This is a genomic window from Thioclava sp. UBA3469 (assembly GCF_002378135.1).
In the GTDB taxonomy this organism is placed as follows: Bacteria; Pseudomonadota; Alphaproteobacteria; order Rhodobacterales; family Rhodobacteraceae; genus Thioclava; species Thioclava sediminum.
The window spans coordinates 15814-37859 of record NZ_DFRG01000246.1 but is presented as its reverse complement, the minus strand read 5'-3'; the positions used below and the strand labels follow the sequence as shown (position 1 = coordinate 37859).

23 protein-coding genes and 1 riboswitch are annotated in these 22046 nt (G+C 65.4%); of the genes, 13 read left to right on the top strand and 10 right to left on the bottom strand.

The genetic code is table 11. From position 1 onward, the window contains the following. Positions 1 to 16: 16 nt before the first annotated feature. The 11 genes from B3D39_RS17975 to B3D39_RS17925 all read left to right on the top strand — a co-directional run bounded on the left by B3D39_RS17975 (position 17) and on the right by B3D39_RS17925 (position 10649). Complete coding sequence (locus tag B3D39_RS17975; protein ID WP_274961600.1) at positions 17 to 403, top strand: DUF302 domain-containing protein; 387 nt, start codon at positions 17 to 19, stop codon at positions 401 to 403. Positions 404 to 549: 146 nt separating this feature from the next. After that, positions 550 to 1044, top strand: a complete 495-nt coding sequence (locus B3D39_RS17970) for a hypothetical protein (RefSeq protein ID WP_274961599.1) — start codon at positions 550 to 552, stop codon at positions 1042 to 1044. Positions 1045 to 1184: 140 nt separating this feature from the next. After that, entirely contained in the window at positions 1185 to 1889 is a 705-nt protein-coding gene (locus B3D39_RS17965; RefSeq protein ID WP_274961598.1) for an ABC transporter ATP-binding protein, read from the top strand. 4 nt (positions 1890 to 1893) lie between these two features. Next, positions 1894 to 4257 (top strand): ABC transporter permease, encoded by a 2364-nt coding sequence (locus tag B3D39_RS17960; RefSeq protein WP_274961597.1) that lies wholly within the window; start codon positions 1894 to 1896, stop codon positions 4255 to 4257. Positions 4258 to 4260: 3 nt separating this feature from the next. Then, on the top strand, positions 4261 to 5478 hold the full coding sequence (locus B3D39_RS17955) for an efflux RND transporter periplasmic adaptor subunit (protein WP_274961596.1): 1218 nt from the start codon (positions 4261 to 4263) through the stop codon (positions 5476 to 5478). Positions 5479 to 5687: 209 nt separating this feature from the next. Next, positions 5688 to 5796, top strand: a riboswitch (guanidine-I (ykkC/yxkD leader). A 96-nt stretch (positions 5797 to 5892) separates the two neighbouring features. Beyond that, entirely contained in the window at positions 5893 to 6960 is a 1068-nt protein-coding gene (locus B3D39_RS17950; RefSeq protein ID WP_274961595.1) for a putative urea ABC transporter substrate-binding protein, read from the top strand. Positions 6961 to 7017: 57 nt separating this feature from the next. Further along, positions 7018 to 7830, top strand: coding sequence for an ABC transporter permease (locus tag B3D39_RS17945; RefSeq protein WP_078522763.1), 813 nt, complete (start codon positions 7018 to 7020; stop codon positions 7828 to 7830). After that, positions 7827 to 8618 carry an ABC transporter ATP-binding protein gene (locus tag B3D39_RS17940; RefSeq protein WP_078570541.1) on the top strand — a complete coding sequence of 264 codons (792 nt, stop codon included), beginning with the start codon at positions 7827 to 7829 and terminating at the stop codon, positions 8616 to 8618. Before B3D39_RS17945 ends, B3D39_RS17940 begins: the two co-directional genes overlap by 4 nt. 103 nt (positions 8619 to 8721) lie before the next feature. Beyond that, positions 8722 to 9996 (top strand): agmatinase family protein, encoded by a 1275-nt coding sequence (locus B3D39_RS17935; RefSeq protein WP_146673635.1) that lies wholly within the window; start codon positions 8722 to 8724, stop codon positions 9994 to 9996. 3 nt (positions 9997 to 9999) lie between these two features. Further along, positions 10000 to 10488: a hypothetical protein gene (locus B3D39_RS17930; protein ID WP_078551097.1), complete on the top strand. Its 489-nt coding sequence runs from the start codon at positions 10000 to 10002 to the stop codon at positions 10486 to 10488. After that, a complete protein-coding gene (locus B3D39_RS17925) occupies positions 10485 to 10649 on the top strand; it encodes a peptidase M23 (protein WP_274961594.1) in 165 nt (54 codons plus the stop codon). The genes B3D39_RS17930 and B3D39_RS17925 overlap by 4 nt, the downstream gene beginning before the upstream one ends. A gap of 43 nt (positions 10650 to 10692) precedes the next feature. On the opposite strand, the gene B3D39_RS17920 is transcribed toward B3D39_RS17925, so the two are convergent. From B3D39_RS17920 to B3D39_RS17885, 8 genes are all read right to left on the bottom strand, one after another. Then, positions 10693 to 11406: a maleate cis-trans isomerase family protein gene (locus B3D39_RS17920; RefSeq protein ID WP_274961593.1), complete on the bottom strand. Its 714-nt coding sequence runs from the start codon at positions 11404 to 11406 to the stop codon at positions 10693 to 10695. Then, positions 11406 to 12581, bottom strand: a complete 1176-nt coding sequence (locus B3D39_RS17915; protein ID WP_274961592.1) for a M24 family metallopeptidase — start codon at positions 12579 to 12581, stop codon at positions 11406 to 11408. The genes B3D39_RS17920 and B3D39_RS17915 overlap by 1 nt, the downstream gene beginning before the upstream one ends. Next, the gene (locus tag B3D39_RS17910; protein ID WP_274961591.1) at positions 12574 to 13620 is read right to left on the bottom strand and encodes a pyridoxal-phosphate dependent enzyme; all 1047 of its coding nucleotides are present in this window, start codon (positions 13618 to 13620) and stop codon (positions 12574 to 12576) included. The genes B3D39_RS17915 and B3D39_RS17910 overlap by 8 nt, the downstream gene beginning before the upstream one ends. A gap of 102 nt (positions 13621 to 13722) precedes the next feature. After that, a complete protein-coding gene (gene ehuA / locus B3D39_RS17905) occupies positions 13723 to 14538 on the bottom strand; it encodes an ectoine/hydroxyectoine ABC transporter ATP-binding protein EhuA (RefSeq protein WP_134329865.1) in 816 nt (271 codons plus the stop codon). After that, positions 14538 to 15209: an ectoine/hydroxyectoine ABC transporter permease subunit EhuD gene (ehuD, locus tag B3D39_RS17900; protein WP_078602475.1), complete on the bottom strand. Its 672-nt coding sequence runs from the start codon at positions 15207 to 15209 to the stop codon at positions 14538 to 14540. The genes ehuA and ehuD overlap by 1 nt, the downstream gene beginning before the upstream one ends. Positions 15210 to 15212: 3 nt before the next feature. Next, the gene (gene ehuC, locus B3D39_RS17895; protein WP_078551092.1) at positions 15213 to 15878 is read right to left on the bottom strand and encodes an ectoine/hydroxyectoine ABC transporter permease subunit EhuC; all 666 of its coding nucleotides are present in this window, start codon (positions 15876 to 15878) and stop codon (positions 15213 to 15215) included. 76 nt (positions 15879 to 15954) lie between these two features. Further along, positions 15955 to 16797 (bottom strand): ectoine/hydroxyectoine ABC transporter substrate-binding protein EhuB, encoded by an 843-nt coding sequence (gene ehuB / locus B3D39_RS17890; RefSeq protein WP_274961590.1) that lies wholly within the window; start codon positions 16795 to 16797, stop codon positions 15955 to 15957. A gap of 317 nt (positions 16798 to 17114) precedes the next feature. Beyond that, a complete protein-coding gene (locus tag B3D39_RS17885) occupies positions 17115 to 17285 on the bottom strand; it encodes a hypothetical protein (protein WP_274961589.1) in 171 nt (56 codons plus the stop codon). On the opposite strand from B3D39_RS17885, the gene B3D39_RS17880 reads away from it, so the two are divergent. Both B3D39_RS17880 and B3D39_RS17875 read left to right on the top strand, forming a co-directional pair. Then, positions 17271 to 17912 (top strand): GntR family transcriptional regulator, encoded by a 642-nt coding sequence (locus tag B3D39_RS17880; protein WP_274961588.1) that lies wholly within the window; start codon positions 17271 to 17273, stop codon positions 17910 to 17912. The two genes, B3D39_RS17885 and B3D39_RS17880, sit on opposite strands and share 15 nt — an antisense overlap. Positions 17913 to 18083: 171 nt before the next feature. Further along, positions 18084 to 19982 carry a glycoside hydrolase family 15 protein gene (locus tag B3D39_RS17875; protein WP_274961587.1) on the top strand — a complete coding sequence of 633 codons (1899 nt, stop codon included), beginning with the start codon at positions 18084 to 18086 and terminating at the stop codon, positions 19980 to 19982. Between the two features lie 65 nt (positions 19983 to 20047). Here B3D39_RS17875 and B3D39_RS17870 read toward each other — a convergent pair whose 3' ends face one another. Beyond that, positions 20048 to 21052, bottom strand: a complete 1005-nt coding sequence (locus B3D39_RS17870; protein ID WP_274961586.1) for an SDR family oxidoreductase — start codon at positions 21050 to 21052, stop codon at positions 20048 to 20050. Positions 21053 to 21230: 178 nt separating this feature from the next. Beyond that, positions 21231 to 22028 carry a response regulator gene (locus B3D39_RS17865; RefSeq protein WP_078522750.1) on the bottom strand — a complete coding sequence of 266 codons (798 nt, stop codon included), beginning with the start codon at positions 22026 to 22028 and terminating at the stop codon, positions 21231 to 21233. Positions 22029 to 22046: the final 18 nt, after the last annotated feature.

The following is a 22046-nucleotide window of genomic DNA, read 5'->3' as shown; positions in this document are numbered from 1 at the left end:
TCAAGGAGCCAACACCATGAGCTACACCATCGACAAACGCCTCACCAACACCACGCTGGAAGAGGCCGACACCCGGACCCGCGAGGCCCTGAAGGAGCAAGGCTTCGGCGTGCTCACCGAGATCGACGTGCAGGGCACGATGAAGAAGAAGCTGGACGCAGACATGCCCGGCTACCTGATCCTCGGCGCCTGCAATCCGAAGATGGCGCATCAGGCGATCCAGCTGGAGCCGAATGTCGGCGCGATGCTACCCTGCAACGTCATTCTGCGGCAGGATGGTTCGGACATCCTCGTCTGCGCAATCGACCCGGAAGCCTCGATGACGGCGATCGACAATCCGCAACTCAAGTCGGTCGCGGGCGAAGTGCGCGACATGCTGGCAAAGGCGATCGACGCCCTTTGAGCTGGAATGCCCCCGGCAGCGAGGCCTCCTCCGCTGCCGGGGCATCGGCGCGCGCGTCCCGCGCAGCCCTTGCATTCGAGAGCCGTTTTGCGGGATATCACGGCCCGACGACTTCCCATGCGAAGTCCCGTTAAGCGAAGGCCAGAATGCCCCAGACCGATCGTCTCAAGACCGACTGTTCGCAATGCGCAGCCCTGTGCTGTCTGGTGCTGGCCTTCGACAAGGGCAAGGATTTCGCCTTCAGCAAGAACCCCGGCGAGCCCTGCCGGCACCTTTGTGGGCACGATTGCTCGATCCACGACAAGCTGACGCAGGAAGGCATGGCGGGCTGCGTCGCCTATGATTGCCTCGGCTCGGGCAACCGTGTCGTGCAAGAGGTCTTCGGCGGGCAAACCTGGCAGAGCGAGCCGCGCCTGATGCCGGTGATGATGGAAGCCTTCTCCGCCATGCGCGAGGTCCATAAGCGGATCGACCTGCTGCGCGCCGCCGAGACCCTGTCGCTGGATGCGAGCGACGAGCGCAAACGGCGCGACTTCCTCGACCATCTCGAGCAGCACGAATGGACCCATCCCGAGCTGAACGAATTCGAGTTCGGACTGGCGCTCGAGATCGACCTCTTCTTCCACAGCCTCAGCACGTAACGCGCCCCTGCGCCTCGATGCGGCGGGGCCACGCTGAAGCGCTCAACTCCCCGCCAGAGCCGACAAATTTTGACTGCCTGAAGAAGCTGTGATCTGATCTGGGTCGGGCACTTTGCCCGATCTATCTCAAGAGGCCGAGCGTGCAGCCTGCCTTTCGCACCGAAGCATTGTCGAAGACCTACGGCGAAGGTCCTGCCGCGGTCCACGCGCTCCGAGAGGTGACGCTGGAAATTCCGCGCAGCGAGGTCGTCGTGCTGCTGGGCCCCTCGGGCAGCGGCAAATCCACCTTTCTCAACATCATCGGCGGGCTCGACAGGCCAAGCTCGGGTCAGGCGTGGTTCGGCGATCAGAACCTGACCGAGATGTCCGACCGCGCGCTGACGCAATATCGGCGCAGCCATGTCGGCTTCGTCTTTCAGTTCTACAACCTGATGCCCAGCCTCACCGCGCGCGAGAATGTCGATCTGGTGACCGAGATTTCGCATGACCCGATGGATGCGGGCGAGGCGCTGCGGCTGGTGGGGCTGGAGGGACGGCTCGACCATTTCCCGGCGCAGATGTCGGGCGGCGAGCAGCAGCGCGTCGCCATCGCGCGCGCCATCGCGAAGCGCCCGGCCGTGCTGTTTTGCGACGAGCCGACCGGCGCGCTCGACAGCACGACGGGGCGGCGCGTGCTGCAGGTGCTCAACGATGTGAACCGCGAGCTGGGCACCACCGTGCTGATCGTCACCCATGCAGCGGCGACGGCGGCGATGGCGCATCGCGTGCTGCATTTCACCGATGGCCAATTGCGCGAGACGATCGTCAACGAGACCCGCGCCGATCCTGCCGAGATCGAATGGTGAGCCGATGGCCCTGACCGTTCTCCATCGCAAGCTGTTCCGCGACCTCTGGCGCATCCGGGCGCAGGCGCTTGCGATCTCGGCGGTCGTCGCTCTGGGCGTGATGGTGCAGGTGATGATGGCGGGGCTGACCGATACGCTCACCGTCACCCGCGACGCCTATTTCGAACGGCACCGGCTGGCGCAGGTTTTCGAGCCGCTCACCCGCGCGCCCAGCTCGATGATGGAACAGGTCAATGCCATTCCCGGCGTGCTGGCCGCCGAGGGCCGGATCAGCGGCTTCGGCCGGATCGACGCAGACGGCGGCGAACCGGTGCAGGCGCGCATCCTGTCGCTACCCGGTGCGGCGGGGCTCAACGGCATCCTGATGACGGCAGGACGCAAGCCCATCGCCGGGCGCAGCGACGAGGTCGTGCTGCTCGACACATTCGCAGCCGCGCGTGGGATCGCGCTTGGCGACACGCTCGGCGTCACAGTCGAGGGCCGCCACCAAAAACTGCAGGTCGTCGGTTTCGCCCGCGCGCCGGAGTTTCTGTTCATGCCCGCACCGGGTGAATTCTTCCCCACCGATGGCCGCTTCGCCGTGATCTGGATGGAGCGCAAGGCCGCCGCCGCCGTGCTCGATCTCGACGGCGCGTTCAACGAGGTGCTCGCGCTCACCACGCGCGAGCGACCGCGCAAGGCGGTGCTGGCCGATCTCGACCGGCTGATGGCGCCCTATGGCGGCGGCGCCGGATATGTGCAGGACCAGCAGACCTCGGCGCGCTTCATCGAGGAAGAACTCAAGGGTCTACGCCAGTCGCGGGTGTTTCTACCGCCGATCTTCCTCGCCGTTGCGGCCTTCCTGCTCAACGTCACGATCACCCGGATCGTGCAGGCCGAGCGGCGCGAGATCGGGTTGATGAAAGCCTTCGGCCATAGCGGGGCGGAGATCGCGGGGCACTACCTCGAAATGGCGCTGATGATCGCTTTCGCGGGCGCGCTCCTCGGATCGGCTCTGGGCGTGATGCTCGGGCGGTCGATCACCGGGCTCTACATGGAATTCTACAAATTCCCCTATCTCGTCTTTTCGATGCATCCCGGCCCCTTCGCCGGGGGGCTCGCCTTCTCGCTACTCGCCGCCGCGCTCGGTGCGGCGATTGCGCTGCGCACGGTGTTCCGCCTGACGCCCGCCGAGGCGATGCGTCCCCCGGCTCCGCCGGATTTCACCCATGGCCGCGTCGGCTTCCTCGCGACCGTCACGAAAGCCTTCGACCAGCCGGGCCGGATGATCCTGCGCCAGATCACGCGGCAACCGGTGCGCAGCCTCGGCACCGTCGCGGGCGTCGCCGCCGGCCTCGCGCTGAACATGGCGATGCTGATGATCTATTCGGGCTTCGATCACACGATGGATGTCACCTTCGGCTTTGCCGACCGCTCGGATGCGACGGTGAGCTTCATCCACCCGGTCTCGCGCGATGTGACGCATGAGATTGCGCACCTGCCCCGCGTGCTGGAGGCCGAGCCGACGCGCTACGTGCCGGTCCTGTTCCGCAACGGCGTCATCACCCATCGCGGCGAACTGACCGGCCTGTCCGAGGATGCGCAGCTCAACCGCGCGCTGCGGCCCGATCTGGAGCCGATCGCCCTGCCCGCGCAGGGCGTCGTGATCTCGCGGGGGCTCGCGGATGTGCTGAAACTTCAGCCGGGCGAAAACCTCACCGCCGAAGTCACCGAAGGCCGCAAGCGGACCCTCTCGCTGCCGGTCGCGGCGATCTCCGACACCCTGCTGGGCGCTCCGGCCTATATGCGCCTCGACTCGCTGACCCGGGCCGTGGGCGAGGCGGACCGGATCACCTCGGTCTCGATCCGCACCGAGGGCGCCCCATCGCCGGAGCTTCTGCACGAGCTGCGTGAGCGCCCCAAGGTCGCAGGCGTCTCGATCAAATCCGACAGTCTGGCGGCGTTCCGGGAAATCGCCGACGAGGGCGCGGGCCAGATGCGCTTTGTCTTCGGCGCGATCGCTTTCGTGCTGAGCTTCGGCATCGTCTACAACGCCGCGCGCAACGCCTTTGCCGAGCGCGCGCATGAACTGGCGAGCCTGCGCGTCCTTGGCTTCACCCGCGGAGAGGTGACGCTGATCCTGGCCGGGGAGATCACCCTGCTGGTCGCCTGCGCGCTCCCGGTCGGCATCTGGTTCGGCTGGACACTTGCCAAGTTGATCGCACGCGTTTTCTCCAATGAACTCTACCGGGTCAGCGTCAGCTTCGATCTGCCCAGCATCGCGATGGCGGTTCTGGTCGTGGTCTCGGCGACACTGGCCTCGATCCTGATGTTGCGCCGCGCGCTGGATCGGTTGAACATGATTTCGGCGCTCAAGGCGAGGGACTGACCCGTGACACCAAAACCCCGGACCAGATGGCTCATTCTCATCCTGATCGGCCTGATCGCGGCGGGCGCTATCGCTGCGCTTCTCTGGCCGCAACCGCAGACCGTCGACATGGGCGAGGTCACGCGCGGCCCCATGAAGCTCGTCATCGAGGATGATGGCCGGACCCGCGTGAGCGAAAGCTACACGGTCTCGACCCCGGTCAGCGGCAGGCTGCAGCGGCTCGATATCCATGTCGGCGATCATGTCGTCGCGAACGAGACGGTCGTCGCCCGGATGCGCCCCGCCCTGCCCGCCGTGCTGGATGCGCGCAGCCGGGCGCAGGCGGAGGCCGCGCTGGCCGAGGCCCAAGCCGCGCTGAGTGCCGCCGAGGGCGATTACCGCGCCGCCGTCGCGATGCGCGAACAGGCCGATAGCGATCTCGCGCGGTCGCAGCGGCTCGCGCTCTCCGGAACGATCAGCCAGTCGAAACTGGACCGCGATCAGATCAATGCCGATTACGCCGCCGCGCAGGAAGCAGCCGCGAAAGCCGCCATCGCGATGCGCGAGGCGGCGCTGGCCTCGGCGAAATCCGTGCTGCAGAACGATGCCGCCGCGAACAACAGCGACGGGGTCGAGCCGATCCCGCTTTATGCGCCCGCGACCGGAACGGTGCTGCAAATCCTGCAGGAAAACGAGACCGTGCTCTCTGCGGGCTCCCCGATCATGGAGATCGGCGACATCTCGGAGGGGCTCGAAGTGGTGGCCGATCTTCTCTCGCGCGATGCGGTGCGCGTGCGCCTCGGCGATCCGGTCGAGATCACCGATTGGGGCGGGCCGGATGTGCTGGAGGGCAAGGTGGTCCGCATCGATCCGTCGGGCACGACGAAGGTCTCCGCCTTGGGCGTCGAGGAGCAACGCGTCGGCGTGGTCATCGCCTTCACCGGCGATTCTGCACAGCGGGCCGGGCTGGGCCACGGCTTCCAGGTGACCGCCCGGATCGTGGTCTGGCAGAACCCCGACGCGCTGCGCGTCCCGTCGAGCGCCCTGTTCCGGCGCGGCACCGGCTGGGCCGTCTTCAAGGTCGAGGACGGGCGCGCGCGGGAAGTGAACGTGAAAATCGGGACCGATAACGGCACCTATGCCGAGCTTCAGGACGGTCTGAGCGAGGGCGACCGCGTCGTGCTCTACCCGGTCGAGACGCTGGAAGACGGCTCGCCGGTGGAGGCCCGTTCGGGAGGGTGAGGTGCGCCTCACGCCCCGCCCCTCCCACCTCGCGAGGAATCACGAAGCCGCACGAAAAGCGCACCAACCGATCAAAAATGCTTGGGGTGACGCTCAAAAAACCATCACTTGAGAGTTTTTTGCGCCCAAATGCCATGCGGGGCGCAATCGAGGCGGCTTTTGCCCCCTCTCCACCTTTGGAAACGCACCAAGGTCATGCCCGAATGAGGATGCAGGGCGCTTAGGGTTCCGTTGCCGAGAAGGCAGGTCTGGTCCGAGAAGTGCCACCCGCGCGGCAAATTCCGTGCGGGCACACGGCGGGCCAAAATCCCGGGAGATTACTGCGCAGGTCTGACCCGCGCCTCATCTCTTGTTCCGCCAGCGGGTCGGCCTCTACGCCATAAAAAGGCGGGACGCATGCCAACGGGGAAGACCATGACCAGAACGAAATTCCTGTCCGCCACGGCCCTCAGCTTGGGCGTTCTCGCCGCCTCTCTCTCGCCCGCGATGGCCGAGCAGAAAACCGATTTCAAACTCGCATGGTCGATCTATGCCGGCTGGATGCCCTGGGGCTATCTGGACAGCTCGGGGATCATGGACAAATGGGCCGAGAAATACGGCATCACCGTCGATATCGTTCAGATCAACGACTACGTGGAATCGATCAACCAATACACCGCGGGCGGCTTCGATGGCGTCTCGGCGACGAACATGGACACGCTCTCGATCCCGTCGGGCGGCGGCGTCGACACGACCGCGCTGATCGTCGGCGACTATTCCGACGGCAATGACGCGATCATCTCGAAGAAAGCGACCTCGATCGAGGAGCTGAAGGACACCAAGGTGAACCTCGTCGAGCTGTCGGTCTCGCATTACCTGCTGGCGCGCGCGCTCGATAAAGCCGGGCTGGCCGAGAAGGATCTGGCCGGCGTGGTGAACACCTCCGACGCCGACATGATCGCCGCCTTCGCGACCCCCGAGGTCGAGACCGTCGTGACGTGGAACCCGCTGGTGTCGGAAATCCTCGATTCCAACCCCGATGCGAACAAGCTCTTCGACAGCTCGCAGATCCCGGGCGAGATCCTCGATCTGATGGTGGTGAATACCGAGACGCTCAAGGACAATCCCGATTTCGGCAAGGCCGTGGTCGGCGCCTGGTATGAGGTCATGTCGAAGATGGCCGCAGGCGACGAAGAGGCCCTGACCGCGATGGCCGAAGCCGCCGGCACCGATCTTGAGGGCTACAAGGCCCAGCTCGCCGCGACGGCGATGTTCTACGATCCGGCCAAGGCGGTCGAGCAGGCTTCGAGCGCCGAGATGCCCGAGACCATGACGACGGTCGCGAACTTCCTGTTCGACAAGGGCATCCTTGGCGTCGATGCGCCTTCGGCCGATTTCGTAGGCGTCGAGTATCCCGACGGCTCGGTGACGGGCGACGAAGCCAACGTGAAGTTCCGCTTCGACACCACCTACATGCAGATGGCGGCCGACGGCGCGCTCTGATCTGACTTGCCCGGCCTTCGGGCCGGGCCCTTTTTCCGCCAATTGCCGAAAGCGCCCATGCGTCTGCTCAACCGACATCCGACCCGGCCCACCGGCATCCTGCTGGCCGCGCTGCCCTTCGTGGCGGTGCTGATCGCCTATTGGATCGGCTCGGAAATCCGGCTTGCGGCGAACCCGCAAGACAAGCTTCTGCCCGCGCCCGAGACCATCATGAACACCGCCGGGCGGCTGTTCACCGAACCGAACAAGCGTACCGGCGAGATCCTCCTCTGGGCCGATACCTTCGCGAGCCTGCGGCGTCTGGCCTTCGGTGTCGGCATCGGGGCACTGATCTCGCTGACGGTCGGCGTCGGGATCGGGCTCCTGCCTTACGTGCGACGCGGATTGTCGAGCTTCGTCGCGGTGCTCTCGATGGTGCCGCCGCTGGCGCTGCTGCCGATCCTCTTCATCGTGTTCGGACTGGGCGAGACCTCGAAAATCGTGCTGATCGTTATCGGGATCACACCCTTCCTGATCCGCGACCTCTCGCAGCGGGTGCTCGACATTCCGCACGAAGAGATCGTGAAGGCGCAGACATTGGGCGCCTCCACTTGGGTCATCGCGCTGCGCGTGGTGCTGCCGCAAATCCTGCCGCGCCTGATCGCGGCCATCCGCCTGTCGCTCGGCGCGGCTTGGCTGTTCCTGATCGCCGCAGAAGCCGTCGCAGCCGAAGTCGGCCTTGGCTACCGCATCTTCCTCGTCCGGCGTTACCTCGCGATGGATATTATCCTGACCTACGTCATCTGGATCACGCTGCTCGCCTTCCTGATCGACTTCGCGCTCAAGACGCTCTCGCGCAAAGCCTTCCCGTGGCTGGGAGGTGGGCTATGAGCTTCGTCACCGTTCGCGATGTCTTCCAGGAATACGACGGTCGCCCGATCATCGAGCGCGTCAATCTCGACGTGGCCGAGGGCGAGTTCGTCTCGATCGTCGGCGCCTCCGGCTGCGGCAAATCCACCTTCCTGCGGCTTCTGCTCGCTGACGAGACCCCCACGCGGGGCCGCATCACCGTCGATGGCGGTCGGCCCGCGCGCGAACCGGGCCGCGAGCGCGGCGTGGTGTTCCAGAAATACTCGGTCTTCCCGCATATGACCGTGCGCGACAACATCGTCGCCGCCGAGAGTTTCCCGAAAGGCTTCGGCTGGTTTCGTGGCGCGAAGCTGCGCGAGGCCCGGGCCCGCGCCGATGAGGTTCTCGAGCGGATCGGGCTGGCCCATGTGGCGAAGAACTACCCCTCGACCCTCTCGGGCGGGATGCAGCAACGTCTCGCCATAGGGCAGGCGCTGCATGCGCGGCCCCGCATCCTGCTGCTCGACGAGCCCTTCGGCGCGCTCGACCCGGGCACGCGGCTCTCGATGCACGAATTCCTAACGCAGCTGCGCGCTGAGACCAGCATGACCGTCTTCATGGTCACGCATGATCTGGGCGAGGGCTTCAAGCTGGGCGACCGCGTTCTCGTGTTCGACAAGACCCGCTGGGATCCGGATTATCCCGAACGCTACGGCGCGACGATCACCTATGATTTCGACGCCCGCGATCACGGCATTCCGTATCAGCACATCCTCGACAAGATCCCGTCTCTGGCTGCGCAAAGCGACCCTGCGCCCGCGCCGGACTGAGATCAAAGTTTCACCGCGCGCGCCGCTGGGCCCCGCGCGCGGGCCGCCGCCAAGGTCCAGACAGCCTGCCCCGATCCGGGGCTTCGATAGATTGGAGACAGAGATGTTCCATGACCTGCCAGGCGGGCGATCGCGCCCGCACCACCCGCAAGCGGCCATCGCGGCGCATGCCCTGCGCGAGCGCCGCCAGCACCACCCGGACCTGACCAAGCTCGCCGGCTGGAAGGCGATGCGCAAAGAGGCGGAACTCCCCGAGGGCCGCTGGGACGAGGAACGCCGCTGGGCGCTGCGCATGGGGCTGACCGGCGCGGACAGCATCGAGGATAAGTCGATCCCGACCTTCGCGCGCGGCGAGCTGCCCCATTACGCGGGCATCAACACCTTCCTCAAGGCGCCCTATGCCGAGGACGTGCTGGAGGTCTCGCATTACGACGCGACCGTGCTGGGCATCCCCTTCGATGGCGGCACCACCTACCGCGCGGGCACCCGCTTCGGACCGCAGGGCGTGCGCAAGATCTCCGCTCTCTACACGCCTTACAACTACGAGATCGGCGTCGACCTGCGCGAGCAGATGACGCTCTGCGATGCGGGCGACGTGTTCACCATCCCGGCGAATATCGAGAAGAGCTTCGACCAGATCAGCCGCGCCGTCAGCCACGTCTTCTCCTCGGGCTCGCTCCCGATCATGATCGGCGGCGACCACTCGATCGGCTTCCCCTGCGTGCGCGGTATCGCGGAATGCACCTCGAAGAAGATCGGCATCGTCCATTTCGACCGCCATGCCGACATTCAGGAAAAAGACCTCGACGAGCGGATGCACACCACGCCGTGGTTCCACTCGACCAACCTGCCCAACGTGCCGGCGAAGAACCTCGTGCAGATCGGCATCGGCGGCTGGCAGGTCCCGCGCGAGGCTGTGAAGGTCGCGCGCGAGCGTGAGACCAACATCATCACCATGGGCGACATGGAGAAGATGGGCATCGACAAGACGATTGAGATGGCGCTCGAAATGGCGTGGGACGGGGTCGACATGGTCTACATGTCCTTCGATATCGACTCCATCGACTGCGGCTTCGTGCCCGGCACCGGCTGGCCCGAACCGGGCGGCTTCCTGCCGCGCGAGGCGCTGGCGCTGGCCTCCGGCATCGCCGCCGAAGGCATCTGCGGGATGGAGCTGGTCGAGGTCGCGCCGCCCTATGACGTGTCCGACATCACCGCGCTGATGGGAACGCGGGTGATCGTGGATGTGCTGGGCTCGCTGGTGGCCAATGGCAAGCTGGGCGCGCACCGCAAGCATATCGACAAGCCCGTCTCGCTGCCCCATGGCGAATTCGAAGGCAAGCGCTGGTCGAATTCCGAACCGCATAAGGTGGGCTGAGCCATGCCGCATGATCACGCCCCTCACGGGCACCATCACCACCACGATCACGGGCACAGCCACGGGCATTCCCATGACCACGCGCATCACGGGCATGGTCACAATCACGCCCATGGCGAGCATCTGCACAGCCACATGCATCACGAGGACGAGGCGGCGGACCTGCAGGTTCTGGCCACCCAGTTCATCGACGGCTTCATGCAGGCCTCCGACAAGACGAGCTATCTCAAGCTCGCCGGTGTGCCTTTCGAGCGCCCTTCGTCCACGGGGCCGAAATCGCTGAAACTCGTGGATGTGGAGCTCAAGACCGAATGGCAGGTGGGCACCGCCTCGCCCTCCTTCGGCTCACGCGAACTGTCCTACCTTCCGTTCCCGGGCGAGATGGTCCGCGAACGCACCAACATGTCGCTGATCTACGTGTCGATGGACGAGAAATCCGTCCTCGACATCCGCGACTTCCTGACACAACGCAAGAAAGAGATCGACCAATGAAGAAGACCTTCGCAACGCTTCTGGGCGCACTGGCAGCAAGCCCGGCCCTCGCGCATTCCGGCACGCATTTCCACACCCACGGCGTCGAGCCGATGCTGATCGTCGGCGTCGCCGCCCTCGCGGTCTATGGCATCGTCGAATTCGTCAGATCGCACCGCTGATTTTTCGAAACGACCTTACAAGGCGCCTCGACGGGCGCCTTGTTCACTCCGGCTCCCCGAGCCCCGCGAGGTTTCGCATATGCCAGGCCAGCGCCTGATTTGAGCTGAGCACCGGCATCCCGAGCTCCGCTTTCAGCTCCGGCAAAATCCGCCGCGTGCGCAGGTTGGTGCAGGACAGGAAAATCCCGTCCAGCTTGGCCTGCCCTGCAAGGCTTCGCGCCGCCTCCGCGATCGAGGCCGGGTCGATCCGCGCAACCCGCGCCTCGACCTCCTCACCGAAAGACAGCGTCGCGGGCACGGTGATCCCTTCAGCGACGAAAGCCGCCCGCAGAGGCTCCGCGACCGAGGCGACATAGGGCGAGACGATGCCCACCCGCTCCAACCCCAGATCTGAGATCGCCGCCAGCGCGGCGCTCAGCGGATCGGTCACATGCCGCGTCGTCACCCCCGCCATGACATTCGCCCGTACCTCAATCGGCCCGATCAGCGCTGCGCCCGAGGTGCAGCCATAGCCCACCACATCGAACTTCGCCGCAGGCGGCAGCAGCTCCGCCGCGCCGCTCAACGCACGCTCCATCTCGGCGATGCTCGACGGGGTCAGGTCGTCGCCCGAATGGACGCGCGTGACATGCATCCGCGCGTCGCCCGGCGGGATGTAGCGGCGGAATTCGTCCTCGATAGTCTCGTCCACACGCAGCACGATCAGCCCCATCGTGGGCGTGGCGTCTTCGCGAAGACGATAGGGGAAATCGGCCATCAGCTCAGCTCCGGCAGGGTTTCGGGCGCGCGCGGCGACAGCAGTTCGGCCCCGGTCGCGCGCAGGACGATGTTTTCCTCATGGACCAACAGGCGGCGCGGACCCTGCGCGGTCTCGACCCAAGCGCCGGGTTCCAGCGTCAGCACCATGCCCTCGCGCAGCTCCGTGTCGTCGCGCGGGGTGAAGGACGGCCATTCCGTCAGCGTGACCCCCAGCCCGTGGCCCAGACGCCCACCGCCCGCCGCGACACCGCGCGCCGCCAGCCCCTCGACCAGCAGACGATGCGCATCATGCGCCCGCATCCCGGGCCAAAGCTCGGCCATCACCGCCTCGGTCACCTCCCAGAGTGCAGCATGGGTGCGCCGCACCGGCTCCGACGCCGGACCGACCGAGAAATTGCGATCGAAATCGCAGAAATACCCGTCGCGCACCGCGCCGGTATCCAGCATCAGCACGTCGCCCGCCTGAAGCGGCTCGGGTCCGGCAGGCGAGATCACATCGTCATAGCCCGACGGCCCCGCCGCCCCGGCGACATAGCTGACCCAGTCGGCCCCCTCCTCCAGAAGCGCTGATTGGAAGGCGCGGAAAATCCCGTCGAGCGGACGCCCCTGCCCCGCGAATTCCGGCACACGGTCGAAAACGCGACCCGCGATGGCGCAGGCCGAGCGAATCTTCTCGATCTCGGCCGCGCTCTTGATCTCGCGCACCCGCTGGATCGCGGCGGTGCCGTCGATGAAGCGCCGCGGCGCGATACGCTCCCCGAGCCGCGCGTAATCCGCGAGCGGCATCCGCAGCTGCGTCTCCAGCCCCATCGGCACCCCGATCCGCGCGCTGTCGGGCAGCAGATCGCAGAGCGTCTCGGCAAGCAGGCTCACCCCGTCATCCGTCGGATCGGGTGCCTCCCAAGTGCGAACTTGCGTCATCCATGTGCGGCCCATCAGTTCCGCCCCGATGGAGGGGATCACCGCGACCGGCGCACCGATGGCCGGAACGATCACGAACCACGGGCGCGCGGGACTTTCCCAGAACCGAGTCAGGAAGCCCGTAACGTAGAAGATATCCGCAGCCGAGGTCAGGAACAGCGCATCAAGACCCTGTGCGCTCATCTCGACCTGAAGTCGGCTGACGCGGGTGCGATACTCCTCCGCCGGGAAGATGAGCGAGCGCTCAGCCATCTTCCGGGCCTTCGCTTAGGATCGCCAGCACGCGCGCCTCGGGACCCAGCGACAGCCCGGCAAGCAGAGCCGCCAGCCCGGCCCCACCCGAAGGCGTCGTGGCCAGCCCGTGCGCTGCGAGGATATCGACGCCGGACTGCGCCTCGGCTTCCGTGATCGTGGCGAAGCGATCCGCGTCGCGCGATAGACCCGCCAGCGCCACCATCGAAGGCGTCTTGCAATCGAGCCGTCCCATCGAGGAAACCGGCCCTTCCGTACTCACCAGATGCCCTGCGCGAATGCTCTCGATCAGCGCAGGCGCCGCATCGGGTTCGACCACGATGATCTGAGGCCCGTCGCCCCAAGCCAGCCGCGCATGGGCCGCGACGGCGGCCGCCAGACCGCCGACCCCGGCCTGCAGCAGGATATGTGTCGGCGGCACGTCGATCTGCGCAACGGCCTCCGCGGCAAGCTGAGTGTAGCCCTCCATCACCCGCAGCGGCAGGTCGACATAGCCCTCCCACGAGCTGTCCGACAGAAGCGTCCAGCCGTTCTCCGCCGCGGCCGCCTCGGCGGCCTCCATGCTCGCTTGATACTCCGCGCCAGCCCGCACGACCTCGGCCCCGCGTGCCTCCAACCGTGCGGCGAAGGCGGCGGGCACGGTCTCGGCCAGATAGATGATCGCGCGGGCGCCGAAAATCCGCGCGCCCGCCGCGACCGAGAGGCCGTGGTTGCCTGCACTGGCCGCGACATAGGTCTCACCGGAGAGGGCCGTTTGCAGGTCACCACCCTCGGCGCGCGCCGCCGCCTCGCGGGCAATCGCATGGACCGCGCCCAGCGCCTTGAAGCTGCCGAGCCCCATGCGCGCACGCTCGTCCTTGATCCAGACCTCGCCGACCCCGGCGCGCTCCGCAATCTCGGGCGCCGCGCGCAGCGGGGTCTCGCGATGTGCCGGACATTGAGCGAGCAGGCTGGCCACGCCCGAAGCATCCGCGATGGGCTGGATGCCCTCCGGGTCGAGCCCGTCACCGCGCCAAGGGTTGTCTATGATGATCGGCATATCGGACCCTCGCTGCGATGGAAGCAGGCCCATAAGGCAACGAGATGTCCGCGCACGCAATGACCTTTTCAGAAAGGCCATTGCGCGAAATCGTGAGGCGCGTCAGTCGGCCTCTTTCACCGCCGAGAGGAATTGCTGCGTACGCTCTTTCTGCGGGTTGCCGAACAGATCTTCGGGGGCGCCCTGCTCTTCGATCTTGCCGTCGAAGAAGAAGCAGACCCGATCCGAGATGTCCTTCGCGAAGCCCATCTGGTGCGTCACCATCAGCATCGTCAGATTGTGCTTCTCCACCAGCGAGCGGATCACGTTGGTCACCTCGCCGATCACCTCCGGGTCGAGCGCGGAGGTCACCTCGTCGAACAGCATCACCTTGGGGCGCATCGCCAGCGCCCGCGCGATCGCCACGCGCTGCTGCTGCCCGCCCGAGAGCCGCGAGGGGTGCTGGTCGCGCTTGTCGGACATGCCGACCAGCTCCAGCAGTTCCTCGGCCCGTTCGCGCGCCTCGGCCTTCTTCAGCCCCAGCACCTGCACCGGGCCTTCCATGCAATTCTCCAGCGCGGTCATATGCGGGAAGAGATTGAAATGCTGGAAGCACATGCCGATCTGGCTGCGGGCCTTGCGCAGATATTTGCGGTCCGCAGGCACCAGCTTGCCGTTCTTCTCCATATGGGTCAGCGGCTTGCCGTCCACGTAGATCACGCCCTCGTTGATCGTCTCGAGCGTCATCAGCATCCGCAGCACGGTCGTCTTGCCCGAGCCGGACGGGCCGATGATCGTGACCATTTCCCCCTCGGCCACGTCGAGATCGAGCTGGTCGAGCACCACCAGATCGCCATAGCGCTTGGTGACTTTCAGGAACCGCACCATCGGCACATTGTCGCCCGTCAGTTCGAGCGGATAGTTCGAAAGGTCTTCCATCATTTCAATCCGAGTTTACGCCGCACGCGATCCTCGAAGACGCGGATCAGGGCAGCGGTGGGAAGCGAGATGGCGAGGAAGATGATCCCCACCAGCGTATAGGGTTCGAGATAGCGATAGCTCGACGAGCCGATCGCATTCGCGGTGTGCATCAGTTCGGCCACCCCGATCACCGAGAGCATCGGCGTGTCCTTGAAGATCCCCACGAGGTAGTTGCCCATCCCCGCCAGCGCCGGCGGAATGGCCTGCGGGATCACGATGCGCCAATAGGTGTCGCGGGTCGACATGTTGAGCGCGGTGCAGGCCTCCCATTGGCCTTTCGGCACCGCGTCGAGACCACCGCGATAGACCTCGGACAGATAGGCCGAATAGTGCAGACCGATCGCGATCATGCCTGCCGTCCACGGCCCCAGCTTCAGGCCGAATTGCGGGCCGACGTAATAGACGAAGAAGATCTGCAGGATCAGAGGCGTCGAGCGGATGAACTCGATGAATTCGCGCACGACCTTGGTCAGCGCCCAGTAGGGCGTGCGTTGAGCCAGCGCGAAGACCATGCCCAGTACCACCGCGATGGCATAGCCGAAGCCTGCCGCCATCAGCGTGTTGAGCGTCGCATGCATCAGCTTGGGCAGGATCTCCCAAGTGAATTCCCAGTTCCAGTTGAACCCCATGGATCAGGCCCTCCCCAGCTTGCGCCGCATGACCAGCTCCAGCCAGCGCATGAATGGCGTCACGATGAAGCGCGCGAAGACGTAGTAGATGATCAGCGCGGTGCCGAAGGTCTGCGCCGAGAGGAAGGTGGAGCCGTTGATCTGCTTGGCTTCGAACATCAGGTCCGACACGGAGATCAGCGCGACCAGCGCGGTGTTCTTCAGCAATTCGATCAGCAGGTTGCCCCACGGCGGCAGCATGTTGACGAAAGCCTGCGGCAGGATGATCCGCCACATCCGCCTCATCGGGCTCATCGACAGCGCATAGGCCGCCTCCCATTGCCCTTTCGGCACGGATTGGATGCCACCGCGCACCAGCTCGGCGCCGTATGCCCCGAGGTTCATCCCCACCGCGACGAAACCCGCGGTGAATTTCGGCAGCGTCAGCCCGAACAGCGGCAGCACGAAGAAGATCCAGTAGAGCTGGACCAGCAGTGAGGTGCCGCGGAAAATTTCGATATAGACGACGGCGATACCCCGGATCAGCCCGTTGCGCGAAAGTTTCATAAGCCCGGCAACAAGCGCGATGACGATCGCCAGAGCGGAGGCCAGGAAGAACTGCCCCGCCGTCACGAGCGTGCCGTCCCAGAAGCGCGGCCCGTATTCTTTCAAAAATTCTATGTAACTCATTCCCGTCCCGCCCCGGCGGTGAATGTCAAAATGGACGGGCCATGCGCTGGCCCGTCCATGTCTTCAGCAGCTGCGCTTAGCGCATCTCGCAGACTTCTGCGGCGGTCTTGTCGCCCGGCAGGTTGCCTTTCGAGTAGCCGTACTCGCCGACCGCTTTCATCATCGCGTCCGAACCGAGATACTTCTTCTGAGCTTCGTTGAACTTGTCGACGAAGTCCTGATCCGCCTTGCGGAAGCCGATGCCGACCCAGTTCTGGGTCCATTCGGGAAGCTGGCTCACGTCCGACACTTCAACCGAACCGTCCGACTGCTTGGCAAGGTTCTGCGCGGTGAAATAGGTCACGCCACCTGCATCCGCGCGGCCCGCTTTCACGGCGGCGAGGATTTCGGTCGGACCCGGCACGGTCATCACGTCGCTATCCGGGATGCCGCCCTTGGCTGCGGATTCCACCTGGTTGTAGCCCGCACCCGTCACGAAGGTCGCGCCAGCCTTGGCGATCTGCTCGTAGTTGTTCAGGTCCTTCGGGTTGCCCTTCGGCACGATGAACGCATCGCCCACCTTCGCCATCGGCTCCGAGAACGCGACGTTCTGGCAGCGCGAGTTGAGGATGTAGAGACCGCCGGTGACCATGTCGAAGCGGTTCGCGTTGAGGCCCGGGATCAGCCCGCCCCAATCGGTCACGACGGGGGTGATGTTGTCATAGCCCATCTCGTGGAGCACACCCAGAACATAGGCGTTCACGAAGCCCAGCGGCTTGTTGTCTTCGCCCGGATAGGCCCACGGAACTTCGTTCGCGAAGCCGATGCGGATCGGCTCGCCCGAGTTGATACGGTCCATCAGGGGTCCGGCCAGTGCGGCGGTGGCGCTCATGGCGAGGCCCATACCGGCAGCGGCGACAGATTTCCAAATCGATTTCATGCGTCTCTCCTGTTGGCTCTTGTTAACGGAAAGCCGGAAGCCTTCCGCGCTTGATGTACACAACACCTATGAGATTCCGGGGAGTGTCAAGCAGATCACATTGATTATACAGGGTTGCCAGACAGATATCGTAGACTTGTGAAGTTCCCTGCGCAGATGTTGTGCACCAATATTGCCCAATATCGCAGCGTTGAACACGGAACGCGCATATCTCGCGCGCCCGTGCGGACGCAGTGCAGGCCCCGTGCAGGTCCTGTGCGGGCAACAACCTCCGCATCGGGCCGATTGCTCCGCCCCCACAGGCGCAATATGTGAAATCAAATGCCTTTTGGTCCGTCGCCGCGAAGCAGATTGACCTGCGCGCCGCCGCCGCCGATCATGGCCTTCGCGCGAAGAGACAACAAAACCCGATGAACGAGATACCCCTGATCCCTCGGCAAACCGAACCGGAACGACTGCGTGGCCGCGACCGCTTGGATCTCATCCATGCCGAAATCCGTAGCCGCATCTGCCTGCTCGACTACCCGCCCGGCATGCGCCTGTCGGAAACCGCGCTGGCGTCCGAATTCGGCATCTCGCGGACACCGCTGCGCCGGGTGCTGGCGCGGCTCGAGGATGACGGGTTGCTGCGCTCGATGCACGGGGTTGGCACGTTCGTCACCGATGTCGATTACACCGAACTGGCTCAGGTCTTTCGGCTGCGGCGCGAACTCACGGTGCTGCAGACCACGCTCGACCCGGTGCCGCCAAGCGCCGCACTGATCGCGTCTTTCGTCAGGCTGCAGGAACGCGGCCGCGCCCTTGTCGATGCACCCACCGCCCGCGCTTTCGCCGAGCTGGACCGCGATACCTTCCTCTGCCTGCTGGACCTGACCGCGAATGCGCCGCTGAGGGAAATGTCGGAGGCGCTGTATTTCCGCACGGCCCGGATCTGGCTGCAGCAGGTCACCGCCTCGCAGATCGACCTGATGCAGGAGATCGAGATCTACAATGACGAACTGCGCGACATCCTGCGCGCCTTGCGGCTCGGCGATCTCGATGCGCTCGGCCACATGCGGCGCGGCCATATCTCCATGAGCTTCGCACGGATGCCCGTCCTGATCAAAGCGCCCTAGCGGACGACTGGGGGCCGCAGCCCCCACGACCGGGTTTGCGCCGCGCGCGGCTCTCGAACGCACACGGTTTGTTCAAGGAACCGCGGCGCGGCGGGTCCGTTCGATCACTGAGAGGGATGTGATTGTCTCCGGGGGGCGACGCCCGGAGATGCGACGAAGGACATGCATTCCATGACCGACCTCACCCGCCCTTCCGCCGACCGATCCGCGAAGACCACGCCCGATCCGGACAGCCCGCCGCTGCGCTTTCTCGAAGGGCGGCGGGGCTATCTCCCGATTGGCGATTATGCGGTGATCGGGGACACGCGCACGGCGGCGCTGGTAGCCCGCGACGGCGCGATCGACTGGCTCTGCGGCCCCGATTTCGACGGCGATCCGGTCTTCGGGCGGCTGCTCGACCAGTTTCGCGGCGGGACGTTCTACGTTGGCCCGGTGCCGGATGCAGCTCGTCCAAGCGCGGCGAAACGTGCCTATGAAGACCACGGCCCGATCCTGACCACGACCCACCCGACCGAGGGCGGCCAGCTCAAGGTCACCGACTTCATGAACCTCCCGGACTCGCTCGAAGAAGCGGCGAGTTTCGGGCACTCCGTCGTGCGGCTGATCGAGGCGCAGGAGGGCGACGCCGAAGTGGAAATCTGCATCGCCCCACGCTGCGACTACGCGCTGAACACCCCCAATTTCATCCGCCGCGGCCCGGGCAGCTGGCAATTCACACAAGACGGCGACATCGTCCTGATCGACAGCTCGATCGAGCTGGAGATCGAAGGCTCGGGCCGGCTGAACGGGCGCGGCACCCTCGCCGCCGGAGAAGAAGGCTACGTCACCCTCACAATCACCCAAGGCGGTCACGGCCATGTCGGGGGAATGGACGCGGCCCACAAGGCGCTCGCCGCGACCCGCGAGGCATGGCGCAAACGGCAGTCCAAGACGGATTTCGGCGATGGGCCGTTCTCCGGGGCGCTCAAACGCTCGCTGATGGCGCTGCAGCTGCTGGTCCACGCGCCCACCGGCGCCGTGATCGCCGCGCCGACGATGGGCCTGCCGGAGGTGGTCGGCGGCATCCGCAATTACGACTATCGCTATTGCTGGCTGCGCGACGCCTATTTCGTGCTGCATGCCTTTCTCGATCAGGGCCTGACCGGCGAGGCCGACGCCTTCTTCCGCTGGATGATGGCGGCCACGCGCGAAACGGCGCCGGAGCTGGGCACGCTCTACACGGTGCAGGGCGACAGTGACGTATCCCTCCAGAAACTGCAGACGGTCGAGGGCTATCGCCGCTCGGCCCCGGTGCAATTTGGCAACGGCGCTGCGACGCAGCTGCAACTCGACGCCTATGGGTCGATGATCATGGCCGCGCGCGCCTATGTCGAAGCGGGCGGAGAGCTGCATCCCGGCGAAGGTATCCGGCTTGCGAATTTCGCGGATGTCGTGGTCTCGCAATGGACCCGGCCCGATAACGGGATCTGGGAAATGCCCGATCCGCGCCGCCATCACACCTATTCCAAGGCGATGTGCTGGGGCGCGCTGAACGCGGTGATCGCGCTGGTCGAACGCGGCGTGATCGATGCCGACACGAAGCTCTGGAAGGCCGAGCGCGCCGCGATCGAGGCACTGATCCGGGAAGAGGCGTGGAACGAGGAGATCGGCGCCTTCACCGGCGCGATTGGCGAGGACTGGCTCGATGCGAGCGTTCTGCTGATGCCGCGCATCGGGGTGATCGCAGCCGACGATCCGAAGATGGCCGCGACCTATACGGCGATCCGCGAGCGGCTTGGCTCGGGCGTCCATCTGCGGCGCTACGACGTGCAGGAGGACGGGTTGCCCGGCGTCGAGGGGTATTTCAACGCCTGCGGCTTCTGGGCGGCGGACTACCTCGTGCGGGCCGGACGGCTCGACGATGCCAAGACCCAGATCGAGGGGATGCTGAAAGCCACGACCGATCTCGGCCTGATGGCGGAAGAGCACGACCCGGAAAGCGGCGCGCAGTTGGGCAACTTCCCGCAAGGGCTGTCCCATGCCGGGATGATCGCGGCGATCAGCGCCTATCGGGGCGCGATAAAGGATTGATAGCCCGCTCACAAAAAGAAACGCGCGCCATTGGGCGCGCGTTCTTCAAATCTCTTTCCGAGTGCTCAGCCCCGGTGCCGTGACGCGGCGAAGACTGCCCCCAGCATCAGCCCCGCGACCAGCGCCGCACCGCCGCCGGCGACGAGCCGCGAGCCGCCAAGCTCGGAAATCGCAATCGCCGGAGAGCTGTCGCTCGCCTCGTCGGAGAACCGCCCCCGCGCCTCCCAATCGCCATCGACGCTGTCATAGAGATTGTCCGCCCGGGTAGGATCGGCGGGCTCCTCCGTCTGCTGCCCGGAGATCGCCGTGCGCGCGAGATATAGGTCGCCCAGCTCCGGCGAGATCTTCTCCGACAGGATCGCCTTTACCGCAGAAAAGCCCAGCCAGTATTCCCGCTTCGGGTGGAAGGCCGCGTGATGGATGCCATCCGCGATCAGCTCCGGCTGGAACACAGGGGCGACCGGGCGCGGACGGTTCGGCAGCTTGTTGCGCGCCCAGTCGAATTGCGGCGTGTTCACCGCCGGCAGGTGGCAGACCGTGATCTTCACGTCGGACTTCTCGTGGATCAGCTCGGAGCGCAGGCTGTCGGTGAAACCCACGATTGCCGCCTTCGCCGCGCAATAGGCCGATTGCAGCGGCACCGCGCGATAGGCCAGCGCAGAGCCCGTCTGCACGATCGTGCCCCACCCCTGCTGGCGGAACCGCTTCAGCGCTGAGAGCGTGCCGTTGACCGTGCCGAGATAGGTCACCTCGGTCACCCGGCGATATTCCTCGGGCGTCATCTCGGCCACGGGCGACAGCACCGTGACCATCGCGATATTGATCCAGATGTCGATCGGACCGAAAGCGCGCTCGGCGGCGACAGCCGCGGCCTCGACCGCATCGGTATCGGCCACATCGAGCGGCTGCACGAGGGCCTCGCCGCCCTTCGCGCGAATTTCCTCCGCCGCCTTCTCGAGCCGCGCCTTGTTGCGCGCGATCAGGGTGATGCGGTTGCCTTTGGCGGCGAAGCGGCGCGCGACGGCGCGTCCCACGCCTGCGGATGCGCCGGTAATCACGATATTGGTCATGGGGCGGCTCCTTCGGTCTGAATGGGTTTCGTCAATTCGTCTCTGAAGGAAGAACCACGCGCGGCTGCCGCTAGTTGCAGGGACGCGGCTTCAATTTGTGGTGCGCGGCCCGCATGTGAAAAAAGGCAGCCCCGATCCCCGGAGCCGCCTTTTTCATGTGTTTCGCCTTATCCCGCCGTTAGGCCGCAAGCGTCTCCGTGGAGGAGAAGAACATCGCCTGGCTCACCGCCGACTGCACCTGGCTTTCGGTGTAGGGCTTGGTGATCAGGAACGCGGGTTCAGGCCGCTCGCCGGTCAGCAGACGCTCCGGGAAGGCCGTGATGAAGACCACGGGCAGCTCGTTGCCGAACTGCGCGAGAATGTCGTTCACCGCATCGATCCCCGAGGAATTATCCGCCAGCTGAATGTCGGCAAGGATCAGGTCGGGCTTGTCGGTCGAAGCAAGCTCCACCGCTTCGGTGCGGGTCCGGGCGATGCCGGTGATCTGGTGACCCATATCCTCGACGATGGCACGAATATCCATCGCGATGATGGCCTCGTCCTCGATGATCATCACCTTGCCCGCGACGGAGGTTTCCATCTCGCGGATCGCGATGTCGATCAGTTCCTTCGCCTCGTCGGTGTCGACCTGCATGATCGTGCCGATCTCCTCGACGCGGAACCCTTCGATCGAGTGCAGCAGAAGTGCCTCGCGCGTGTTCGGCGTCAGCGTCGACATGTGATCCTGCGCGCGTGCTGACAGCCGGTTGTCCGGCTCGCCCAGCGGTGCGCCCGCGGAGGCCCAGACCAGATGGAAGGCGTGGAACAATGCGAGCTTCGGATCGTTATTCTCGAAAGGCGTCGTGTCTTCGAGTATGGCCTCGAGCGTAGCCGCGGCGTATCTGTCGCCGCTGTCCTGGCTGCCGGTAAGGGCTCGGGCGTAGCGCCGCAGATACGGCAGGTTGGCTCCGATGGTGCCGGCGATGTCTTCGGACATGAAAACCCCCTTTTGCGT

Coding starts and splice junctions, on each gene's coding strand:
- B3D39_RS17975 (WP_274961600.1), top strand. CDS start 17: ATGAGCTACACCATCGACAAACGCCTCACCAACACCACGCTGGAAGAG.
- B3D39_RS17970 (WP_274961599.1), top strand. CDS start 550: ATGCCCCAGACCGATCGTCTCAAGACCGACTGTTCGCAATGCGCAGCC.
- B3D39_RS17960 (WP_274961597.1), top strand. CDS start 1,894: ATGGCCCTGACCGTTCTCCATCGCAAGCTGTTCCGCGACCTCTGGCGC.
- B3D39_RS17950 (WP_274961595.1), top strand. CDS start 5,893: ATGACCAGAACGAAATTCCTGTCCGCCACGGCCCTCAGCTTGGGCGTT.
- B3D39_RS17945 (WP_078522763.1), top strand. CDS start 7,018: ATGCGTCTGCTCAACCGACATCCGACCCGGCCCACCGGCATCCTGCTG.
- B3D39_RS17940 (WP_078570541.1), top strand. CDS start 7,827: ATGAGCTTCGTCACCGTTCGCGATGTCTTCCAGGAATACGACGGTCGC.
- B3D39_RS17935 (WP_146673635.1), top strand. CDS start 8,722: ATGTTCCATGACCTGCCAGGCGGGCGATCGCGCCCGCACCACCCGCAA.
- B3D39_RS17930 (WP_078551097.1), top strand. CDS start 10,000: ATGCCGCATGATCACGCCCCTCACGGGCACCATCACCACCACGATCAC.
- B3D39_RS17925 (WP_274961594.1), top strand. CDS start 10,485: ATGAAGAAGACCTTCGCAACGCTTCTGGGCGCACTGGCAGCAAGCCCG.
- B3D39_RS17920 (WP_274961593.1), bottom strand. CDS start 11,406: ATGGCCGATTTCCCCTATCGTCTTCGCGAAGACGCCACGCCCACGATG.
- B3D39_RS17915 (WP_274961592.1), bottom strand. CDS start 12,581: ATGGCTGAGCGCTCGCTCATCTTCCCGGCGGAGGAGTATCGCACCCGC.
- B3D39_RS17910 (WP_274961591.1), bottom strand. CDS start 13,620: ATGCCGATCATCATAGACAACCCTTGGCGCGGTGACGGGCTCGACCCG.
- ehuA (WP_134329865.1), bottom strand. CDS start 14,538: ATGGAAGACCTTTCGAACTATCCGCTCGAACTGACGGGCGACAATGTG.
- ehuD (WP_078602475.1), bottom strand. CDS start 15,209: ATGGGGTTCAACTGGAACTGGGAATTCACTTGGGAGATCCTGCCCAAG.
- ehuC (WP_078551092.1), bottom strand. CDS start 15,878: ATGAGTTACATAGAATTTTTGAAAGAATACGGGCCGCGCTTCTGGGAC.
- ehuB (WP_274961590.1), bottom strand. CDS start 16,797: ATGAAATCGATTTGGAAATCTGTCGCCGCTGCCGGTATGGGCCTCGCC.
- B3D39_RS17885 (WP_274961589.1), bottom strand. CDS start 17,285: ATGGATGAGATCCAAGCGGTCGCGGCCACGCAGTCGTTCCGGTTCGGT.
- B3D39_RS17875 (WP_274961587.1), top strand. CDS start 18,084: ATGACCGACCTCACCCGCCCTTCCGCCGACCGATCCGCGAAGACCACG.
- B3D39_RS17870 (WP_274961586.1), bottom strand. CDS start 21,052: ATGACCAATATCGTGATTACCGGCGCATCCGCAGGCGTGGGACGCGCC.
- B3D39_RS17865 (WP_078522750.1), bottom strand. CDS start 22,028: ATGTCCGAAGACATCGCCGGCACCATCGGAGCCAACCTGCCGTATCTG.